Source organism: Nocardiopsis sp. NPDC006832 (assembly GCF_040635885.1).
Classification (GTDB): Bacteria; Actinomycetota; Actinomycetes; order Streptosporangiales; family Streptosporangiaceae; genus Nocardiopsis.
Window position 1 is genome coordinate 1 of the sequence record NZ_JBEYLC010000113.1, and the last position, 9330, is coordinate 9330.

Here is a 9330-nt window from a genome sequence, read left to right on the forward strand (position 1 = left end):
TTTCGGCTTTGCGTTTTCGCCTGTCGGTTTGAACGCTGGGCTTTTGAAGCGACTCTTCGAGTTTACATGCTCCGAGCACCGCTCGAACCAGGCTGTTGTGAAGAGGTGAGACCGGCCCGCCCGCAGAGATTTCCGCGTTCGTTTCGCTCGGTCTTCACCAACTGTACCCCTGGGTGTGAGTGCTCGTGACAGGTTCGGGAAACCTTGTCGGTGTCCTGGCTTACACACCCCGCATCGAGAGGTCCCACCCCGCGCCGCTGCCCCTCACAGCTTCTCGATCGGCGCGTACTTGACGAGGAAGTCCTTCTCCCCGATGTCGGCGCCGAAGTCGATGCGGGCCTTGGTCTTGTCACCCGCCCCGTCGACGAGTTGGACGCGGCCCATCCCGAAGGAGTCGTGGTTGACGAGGTCTCCGACGCTGAGAGTGGGCGCCTCCTTGGCGACCTTCTTCCGGCCACCACCGAAGGTTCCTCCGAAGCCGCCACCCCCACCGAAGCCCCCACGACCACCGCCGATGCTGCGGCTGGGCGGCGCGGCCAAAGTGGACTCGGCCCGCTTCCAGTCGAGGAGGTCCACGGGGATCTCGTCGAGGAAGCGGGAGGCCGGGTTGTAGGAGGGCGTTCCCCAGGCGCTGCGCACCGCGGCCCGGCTGACGTACAACCGTTCCTGTGCGCGGGTGATGCCCACGTACGCCAACCGGCGTTCCTCCTCCAGCTGGGTCTTGTCACCCAACGTGCGGGTGTGCGGGAAGATCCCGTCCTCCATGCCGCTGAGGAAGACCGCGGGGAACTCCAGTCCCTTGGCCGCGTGCAGGGTCATCAGGGTGACCACGCCGCCCTCGTCGTCCTCGTCCGGGATCTGGTCGGTGTCGGCGACCAGGGCGACGCGTTCGAGGAAGTCCACGAGGGTGGGTTCGCCCGGGTCGATGCCCTGGTTCTCCTCACCTTCCAACAGCGCCTCGTCCTCGATGAGCGCCGCGAAGGTGTTCTCGAACTCGCGGGCGACGTCGACGAACTCCTCCAGGTTCTCCACCCGGCTCTCGTCCTGGATGTCCTTGGACTCGGTGAGTTCGGACAGGTATCCGGTCTTGCCCAGCACCATCTCGACGATCTCGGCGGGCGTGCTGCCCGGCACCCCGGCGGCGAGTTCGTCGAGCAGCGCGGTGAAGTTGCGAATGGCGTTGGCCGAGCGGGTGGCGATGCCGGGTGCCTCGCCGACCCGGCGCAGCGCCTGGGAGAACGTGATCCGCTCGCGCGCCGCGAACAGCTCGATGGACTCCTCGGCACGGGCCCCGATGCCGCGCTTGGGCACGTTGAGGATGCGGCGCAGGCTGACGGTGTCCTCGGGGTTGGCCAGCACCCGAAGGTAGGCCAGGATGTCCCGGATCTCCTTGCGCTCGTAGAAGCGCACCCCGCCGACGATCTTGTACGGCAGGCCGGTTCGGATGAACACGTCCTCGAACACACGGGACTGGGCGTTGGTCCGGTAGAACACCGCGACCTGACTCGGCTTGACGATGCCCTCGTCGGTGAGCTTGTCGATCTCCCCCACCACGAACGCCGCCTCGTCGTGTTCGTTGTCGGCGACGTAGCCGATGATCCGGGGCCCCTCGCCCTGTTCGGACCACAGGTTCTTGGCGGGCCTGCCCTCGTTGCGGTCGATGACCGTGTTGGCGGCGGACAGGATGTTCTGGGTGGAGCGGTAGTTCTGCTCCAGCAGGATGGTGCGCGCGTTCGGGAAGTCGCGTTCGAATTCGAGGATGTTGCGGATGGTCGCGCCGCGGAAGGCGTAGATGGACTGGTCGGCGTCGCCCACCACGCACAGTTCGGCGGGCGGGACCACGGTCGTGTCGGAGTCCTCGGCCGCGCCCACGAGTTCTCGCACGAACACGTACTGGGCGTGGTTGGTGTCCTGGTACTCGTCGACCATGACGTGTCGGAAGCGACGCCGGTAGTACTCGGCGACGTCCGGATACATCTGGAACAGGTTGACGGTGACCATGATCAGGTCGTCGAAGTCCATGGCGCCGGCCTCGTGGAGACGGCGCTGATACAGCCGGTAGGCCTCGGCGAGCTTCTTCTCCTGCTCGTTCTGGGCCTGCTCCGCGAAGGTGTCGTAGTCGATGAGCTCGTTCTTGAGGTTGGACACCTGGAAGCTGAAGGACTTGGGCGGGAACCGCTTGGGGTCCAGGTCCATCTCCTTGCAGACCAGCTGCATGAGCCTGGCGGCGTCCGACGCGTCGTAGATGGTGAAGCTGCTCGGGTAGCCGAGTCGGTGCGCCTCCCGACGCAGGATGCGCACGCACGCCGAGTGGAAGGTCATCGTCCACATGGTGTTGGCCGCGCGGGTACCGAGGAGCGCCTCGATGCGTTCCTTCATCTCGGCGGCGGCCTTGTTGGTGAAGGTGATCGCGAGGATCTCCCCGGGGCGCACCCCGCGTTCGGCCATGAGGTGGGCGATGCGGTGGGTGAGGACACGGGTCTTGCCCGATCCCGCGCCCGCGACGATCAGGAGCGGAGAGCCGGAGTGCGTCACGGCGTCGCGCTGGGGACCGTTCAGACCTTCGAGAAGCTGCTCTTGGGAGGACACGCTCTCCAGGTTACGACCGACCGGTGACGGTCGGGTCCACCCCCACCGAAGGCGCCCTAGTCTGGTTTCATACCGGGTGCGTACTTTTCCCACCCGGCTCATGTCTGTTTCGGGGGGAGATCGGTCTTGGCTGACCGGAAGACCACGCGTGTGTTCGTCGACTGCGACCCGGGGATCGACGACGCCGTCGCACTCGCGTACCTGGCGGCGCGGCCTGAGGTGGAGATCCTCGGTGTCGGCGCCGTGTTCGGCAACAACACCGTGACGGTGACCGCGCGCAACGCGCTGCGACTGTTGGCGCTGTACGGCCGCCCCGACGTACCGGTGGCGGTGGGCGCCGGACGTCCGTTGGTGCAGGAGCCGCGACTGGCCGAGCACGTCCACGGCGGCAACGGGCTGGGGGACGTCGAGCTGCCCGAACCCGAGTGCGAGCCGGTGGCGGAGTCCGCCGCCGAGCTGCTGGTCCGACTGGCCAGGGAGAACCCGGGCGAGTTGGACGTGTTGGCCGTGGGTCCGCTCACCAACCTGGCGATCGCGATCGGCCTGGAGCCGCGGTTGCCCCAGCTGGTGCGCCGGCTCGTGGTGATGGGCGGCGCCGTCGAGGTGCCGGGGAACGTGGGTTCGCACGCGGAGGCGAACATCGTGAACGACCCCGAGGCGGCCGAGGTGGTCTTCGCCGCCGGGTTCGACCTGGACCTGGTGGCGTTGGACATCACCATGAAGACGGTGGCGACCTCCGACTGGTTGGACCGGCTCAAGGAGGTGCCCGGGGAGCGGGCGGAGCGCACCTCGGCGTTCCTGGACTTCTACGCCGAGTTCTACAAGGGCATCTTCGGGGTGCGCCAGTGCGCCATGCACGACCCCTTGGCCGCCGCCGTGCTGGCCGACCCACACCTGGTCACCGAGGTGTTCGAGGCGCCGATCCGGGTTGAGCTGACCGGTTCGCTGACCCGCGGCATGACCGTGGCCGACCGGCGCCCGCGTCCGGGGCGGGACGAGCGTCGCGTCACCCGCGTGATCACGTCGGTCTCCGGTGACGAGTTCCTGGACCGGATGTTGGACTCGCTGCGCTGATCGGGTCTCGCCCGCCGCGGGTCGGTCAGACCAGGCGGCGGGCGGTCGCCCAACGGCTCAGTTCGTGCCGGTTGGACAACTGGAGCTTGCGCAGCACCGAGGACACGTGGGTCTCCACCGTCTTGACGGAGATGAAGAGCTCCTTGGCGACCTCCTTGTACGCGTAGCCGCGGGCGATGTGCCGCAGGACCTCGCGTTCGCGCTGGGTGAGGCGGTCCAGCTCGGGGTCGACCGGGGGCGCGTCGGTGGCGGAGAAGGCGTCCAGCACGAAACCGGCCAGGCGTGGTGAGAACACGGCGTCTCCGTCGGCGACCCGGACGATGGCGTTGGACAGGTCCTTGCCGGAGATGGTCTTGGTGACGTAGCCGCGAGCGCCGCCGCGCACCACTCCGATGACGTCCTCGGCCGCGTCGGAGACCGACAGGGCGAGGAACCTGATCTGGGGGTGCTTGGCGAGGACCCGCCGGAGCACCTCCACTCCCCCACCACCCGGTAGGTGCACGTCGAGGAGGACCAGGTCGGGCCTGGTCTCTCCGATGACGTGCACGGCGCTGTCGACGTCACCGGCCTCTCCGATGACCTCGACCGTGTCGCCGAGTTCGCCGCGCACACCGCTGCGGAACAGCCGGTGGTCGTCCACGATCACGACACGGGGGATCGCGTCTCCGTCGCTGAAGGTCGTGCTCTCTTCTCCCACAACCAGAACCCTACCCCGCCCGGAAGTCGCTCACAGGTCGAGGATGCGGGGCATCCGGAGTTGGACCTCGGTGCCCTCGCCCGGTTCGGTGCGGATGCGCGCGGAACCGCCGTGGCGTTCCATCCGGCCGAGGATGGAGCCGCGTACGCCCATGCGGTCCTCGGGGATGGCGTCGAGGTCGAAGCCGGCCCCGCGGTCGCGGACGAACACCAGGACCTCCTTCTCCTCGACCTCGCCGAAGACGGAGATGTCGTCGCTGCCGGCGTACTTGGAGGCGTTGACCATGGCCTCGCGGGCGGCGCGCAGGAGTGCGGCGAGTCCGTCGTCCATGGGGCAGTCGCCCACGCACACCACTTCGAGGGGCACTCCGTGTTCCTCCTCGACCTCGGCGGCCACGCGTTCGAGGGCGGGCGAGACGGTGGTCTCGGCGTCGGAGGGACGTTGGTAGAGCCAGCTGCGCAGGGCGCGTTCCTGGACGCGGGCCAGTCGTTGGACCTCTCGTGGGTCCTCGGCACGACGCTGGATCAGGGTGAGGGTGTGCAGGACGGAGTCGTGGATGTGGGCGGCGAGTTCGGCGCGTTCGGCGTTGCGGATGCGTTCACGGCGTTCGGCGTCGCGTTCGCGGACCAGACCGATGATCCAGGGTGCGGCGACCAGGGTGATGCCGGCGAGGAGTGTGAACGCGAAGCTGAGTCCGGCGCGGGCGTCCTGGAGTTGTTGCTGGAACACCATGAAGCCGATGACGCCGGTGACGATGAGCAGGACTCCGGCGCCGGTGCGCATGAGGCCCTTGGGGCCGGCGCGGCTGACGGTGCTGGTCATCCACTCGTCGCGTTGGGCGGGGTTGGCCTGCTGCCACAGGATCGTGGCGCCGAGCGCGCCGAAGACGATGAACCACAGCAGTGGGTCGAAGACTCCGCCGAAGACGAGGAAGAGCATCCCGAAGGCGGCGGCCAGGCCGACGTAGGCGACGATCTGCGAGATGTCGCGGCCCTTGCGCCGGTTGTCGGCGGCCGGTTCGGTGCCCTCCTCGACCTCCGCTTCGGGGAGGATGAAGTAGAGGGCCGCGTACACGGCGAGGCCGATGCCGCCGACGCCCAGCGCCATGAAGGCGAGCCGGACCACGACGGGGTCGATGCCCAGGTGTCGGGCCACGCCGACGGCGACTCCACCGAGGAGCCGTCCCTCGACGGCGCGGGTGAGCCGCGGAGTTCCCACGGCCGTCGTTGCCACCGCCCGATCACCGCTTTCGTCCGATTCCCTGCGTACTCCTCCAGGATGCCTTGTGCGCGGCGCGCCGACATCGGGGACGCACCCGGGGTCCGTGGGGTGCTCTGGTCAGGGTGGGATCAGGGTCGTCCCGGATTCCCTCTTGGACGGGTCAGAGGCGACGATGGTTCCATGGGAAGGTGCGGTGAGCGATGATGACGGACGGTCAGGCCCCTGACACGCCGGCTGCCGCGGAGGTTCCGCCGGAGCCGGGGCCGGAGCTGCGCCGCAACGACGACCATCGGGTGCTCGCCGGTGTGTGCGCCGGGCTCGGCGCGTACACGGGGGTCGACCCGGTGTTGTGGCGGACGGGGTTCGTGTTGACCCTGTTCGCCGGTGGTACGGGGTTGTTCCTGTACGTCGCGGCGTGGGTGCTGATGCGCGATCCCCAAGGGGGGCCGGCCACCTTCGAGCAGATGCTGGATCGGGCCTTCCCCTCGCGTGCGGTCCCCAAGTTGTTGGCCGTGGGGTTGATGGCGGCGACCGCGATGAGTCTGGTGGGCGGGTTCGGCTGGGGCACGATGATCCTGGCGATCCCCCTGGTGCTGGGGTTGTTGACCGCACGGAGTCGGGGGGTCGACCTGCGGGCCTCGTTGCTGGGACTGCGCGCCGACCTGGCCGAGCGGGAGCCGCCACCGACCGGGCCGGCACCACAGCCCAGCGCCGCCTACTACAACCCGGCGCAGCCGTGGGCGTCGGCCCCGAACGGTCCGGTGGACCTGGCGGTGGTCTCGGAACGCACCTCCCGCGACGGCGACGACGGTGACGACGAGGACGAGGACGAGGACGAGGACGACGGCTCCGAGGGTGGGTTCGACGACGGCGATCAAGGGTGCCGGGGCCGGCGCGAGCCCCGTTCGTCGCCGTTGGCCTCGTTCGCGTTGTGGACCGTGGTGATCATGGCGGTCGTATGGGTGGTCGTCGCACCGAACCTGGGGGCGCCGTACTCCGAGGTGAACGGCGTCGATCTGTTGTTCGGCCCGGACCTCGGGATCTACTTCATGGCCGCGGCCACCACGGTGATCGGGCTGTTCGCGCTGATCGGGACCTTCGCGGGAAACCCACGCGGGTTGGGGTTCCTTGGAGCCCTGGCGGTGCTGGGCACGCTCACGGTCACCATGACCGACGTCACCGAGTGGCGGGTCGGCGGGGAGGTGTGGCGGCCGGAGTCGGTCGCCGAGGCCGAGTCCTCGGACCCGCGGTTGAGTCTGGGCGAGGGGACGCTCGACCTGTCCGGACTCGACGGAAGGTTGGATCCCGGACAGAGCGTGGACGTCACGGCCCGTGTCGATCAGGGGATGTTGATCGTGCTGATACCCGACGGCGTGCGGGTCGAACTGGAGGGACACGTGACGTTCGGGGCCGTGCACACCCCGGAGGAGGGAGACGACGACCGGCACGGGTACGACCTCACGTACGAGGAGTCGTTCGAGCCTGTCGGACCGCTGCCGCGATCCGAGGCCGCGGAGGTACCCGTGGTGAACGTGAAGACCGACACCAGGGTCGGAGTACTGGAGGTTCGCTATGACCAAGCGCGGGATTGACGGCGGCTCGCTGGTCGCCGGGGTGCTCTTCCTCGGCCTGGCGGTCGTGTTCGTCGTGCAGGGCAGCGGGTCCTGGGACTTCAACGCCCTGTGGCTGGTCCCGGTACTGTTCGCGGGCCTGGGGCTCGCCGGGGTGGCCCGGGCGCTGCTGCGTTCGCGCCCGGACCCGTCGGGTGCCCAGAAGACTCAGGACTCGGCCAAGGCCTCCGAGGACTGAGCCGGGCGGTGCTCCGCGATGGCCGCGAACTCCTCGATCCCCAAGGACTCGCCTCGCGTCCTCGGGTCGATGCCGGCGGCGCGCAGGGCCACCTCGGCGGCGGGCGCGGAACCGGCCCAGCCGGCCAGGGCCGCCCGTAGGGTCTTGCGGCGCTGCGCGAAGGCGGCGTCGATCACCGCGAAGACCTCTTCGCGGCGCGCCTTGGTGGTGGGGGCGGGGCGGCGCACGAGTTCCACCAGCCCGGAGTCGACCTTGGGCGCGGGCCAGAACACGTTGCGGCCCACCGCGCCGGCGCGTTTGGCCGCGGCGTACCAGGCGACCTTCGCGGAGGGCACCCCGTAGATACGGCCGCCGGGGGTCGCGGTGATCCGGTCGGCGACCTCGGACTGCACCATGACCAGCACCCGCCGCAGGGACGGCAGCAGTTCGAGCAGGTGCAGCAGGACCGGCACCGACACGTTGTAGGGCAGGTTGGCCACCAACGCTGTGGGTTCGGGCCCGGGGAGCTCGGTGATGCGCATGGCGTCGCCGGGAACGACGGTGAGCCGGTCGGCGAGGTCGGGCGCGTGGAGGGCGACGGTGCCGGGCAGGGCCTCGGCGAGCGCCGGGTCGATCTCGATGGCGGTGACCTGTCGCACGTGCGGCAGGAGGGCGAGGGTGAGGGATCCGAGTCCCGGTCCCACCTCGACGACCACGTCGTCGGCGCCGACTCCCGCCACACGAACGATGCGGCGGACGGTGCCGTGGTCGATGACGAAGTTCTGGCCCAGGGTCTTGGTGGGCCGGATGCCGAACCGCTCGGCGAGCTCACGTACGTCGGCGGGGGTGAGCAGGCGGGAGTGCTCGGCGGGGTCGGGTGCGGGTGTCTGTGTCACCCCCACATCTTGCCGGCCACCGCCCACCCGCTCGTCCCCCTAGTCGAAGAGGTGTGTCCCGCACTGTGGCCACTGGCTCTGCCAGTTCCCGTCGACGGTGTCGTAGAGCGCCTGGGCCCGGCCGGTCTGCTCGCCCGGGCTCGCCTCCGAGGGCAGTCCGCTGCCGCCGACCGATTCCCAGGTGGTGACGCTGAACTGGTAGAGGCCGTAGTAGCCGCCCGCGGAGTTGACCGCCGTGGGGTCGCCGCCCGACTCGCACTGGGCGAGCCCGGACCAGTTGAGGCCGGCCGCGGCGCCGCTCGCCTCGGGGGCGGGGTCCTCCTCCACCTTGGCGCCGACCTCCACCAGGCCCTCCACGGGTTCGGTGACGATCTCTTCGGAGAGTTCGTGTTCGACCTCCTCGCCTTCGCGCAGGACGGTCGCGGTGGTGACCTCCTTGAGGCCGTCCTCGGGTTCGGTGACGACCTCGCGTTCTCCCTCGGGTCGGTCGGGATCCCGCTGTTCGACGGTCTCGGCCTCGATGACGACCTCTTCGGTCTCGGGTTCGTCGAGGACGGGCAGGACGCGCACGACCATGTCCGGTTCTGCGGGCTCGTCGGGTTCGGGGCTGACGACGTCGTGTTCTCCGGGTTCGATCCCGGCCGCGTCGAGGACGTCGGAAACGGTGCCCCCGGTGGTGCGGGTCTCGGAGCGGATCGTGTCGTACACGACGACCATGCGGGGCGCGCGTTCGGCGGTGATGGTGAGGCCGTCCGCGGGGATGGCGGTGGTGTGCGCTCGGGAGAGTTCGACGCCTTCGGGGTCGAGGCCGATCTGGTCCAGGCCCTCGTGGAGGGTGGCGGCGTTGACCCGGTGTTCGGCCCGGTGGCCGTCGAGTTCCACGGTGAGCCGTCTCGGGGAGCGGACCATGACGTGGTCTCCGGCGCCGACGGGTGTCTCAAGGGAGGGTGCCACGGCGTCGTCCTCGTCGAGTTCCACACCCGCTTCCGCCAAAGCGTCGGCGACGGTTCCGCCGAAGGTGTGGACGATCGTCTCCGTACCGTCGACGTCGATGGTGACGCCGCG

Annotated in this window: 8 protein-coding genes; 3 read left to right on the top strand and 5 right to left on the bottom strand. The window is 69.4% G+C overall.

Annotation, left to right across the window (positions count from 1 at the left end; genetic code table 11):
- Positions 1–264: 264 nt before the first annotated feature.
- Positions 265–2589, bottom strand: coding sequence for a DNA helicase PcrA (gene pcrA, locus ABZ717_RS27945; protein WP_358516051.1), 2325 nt, complete (start codon positions 2587–2589; stop codon positions 265–267).
- A gap of 126 nt (positions 2590–2715) precedes the next feature.
- Here pcrA and ABZ717_RS27950 point away from each other — a divergent pair, with 126 nt between their 5' ends.
- Positions 2716–3663 carry a nucleoside hydrolase gene (locus tag ABZ717_RS27950; protein ID WP_358516053.1) on the top strand — a complete coding sequence of 316 codons (948 nt, stop codon included), beginning with the start codon at positions 2716–2718 and terminating at the stop codon, positions 3661–3663.
- A gap of 25 nt (positions 3664–3688) precedes the next feature.
- On the opposite strand, the gene ABZ717_RS27955 is transcribed toward ABZ717_RS27950, so the two are convergent.
- Positions 3689–4360 (bottom strand): response regulator transcription factor, encoded by a 672-nt coding sequence (locus ABZ717_RS27955; RefSeq protein WP_358516055.1) that lies wholly within the window; start codon positions 4358–4360, stop codon positions 3689–3691.
- A 30-nt stretch (positions 4361–4390) separates the two neighbouring features.
- Positions 4391–5593, bottom strand: coding sequence for a PspC domain-containing protein (locus tag ABZ717_RS27960; RefSeq protein ID WP_358516057.1), 1203 nt, complete (start codon positions 5591–5593; stop codon positions 4391–4393).
- 188 nt (positions 5594–5781) lie between these two features.
- Between ABZ717_RS27960 and ABZ717_RS27965 the strand changes: the two genes are divergently transcribed.
- Together ABZ717_RS27965 and ABZ717_RS27970 are read left to right on the top strand one after the other, a co-directional pair.
- Positions 5782–7173 (top strand): PspC domain-containing protein, encoded by a 1392-nt coding sequence (locus ABZ717_RS27965; RefSeq protein WP_358516059.1) that lies wholly within the window; start codon positions 5782–5784, stop codon positions 7171–7173.
- A complete protein-coding gene (locus ABZ717_RS27970; protein ID WP_358516061.1) occupies positions 7154–7390 on the top strand; it encodes a hypothetical protein in 237 nt (78 codons plus the stop codon). Before ABZ717_RS27965 ends, ABZ717_RS27970 begins: the two co-directional genes overlap by 20 nt.
- Here ABZ717_RS27970 and rsmA read toward each other — a convergent pair.
- A complete protein-coding gene (gene rsmA / locus ABZ717_RS27975) occupies positions 7360–8271 on the bottom strand; it encodes a 16S rRNA (adenine(1518)-N(6)/adenine(1519)-N(6))-dimethyltransferase RsmA (RefSeq protein WP_358516063.1) in 912 nt (303 codons plus the stop codon). The genes ABZ717_RS27970 and rsmA overlap by 31 nt on opposite strands.
- A 33-nt stretch (positions 8272–8304) precedes the next feature.
- Positions 8305–9330: ubiquitin-like domain-containing protein (locus ABZ717_RS27980; RefSeq protein ID WP_358516065.1), on the bottom strand; the 1026-nt coding region annotated here is incomplete at its 5' end.

Excerpts from the sequence above, each read along its gene's own strand:
- ABZ717_RS27965 (WP_358516059.1), top strand. The coding sequence starts at position 5,782 with ATGATGACGGACGGTCAGGCCCCTGACACGCCGGCTGCCGCGGAGGTT.
- ABZ717_RS27970 (WP_358516061.1), top strand. The coding sequence starts at position 7,154 with ATGACCAAGCGCGGGATTGACGGCGGCTCGCTGGTCGCCGGGGTGCTC.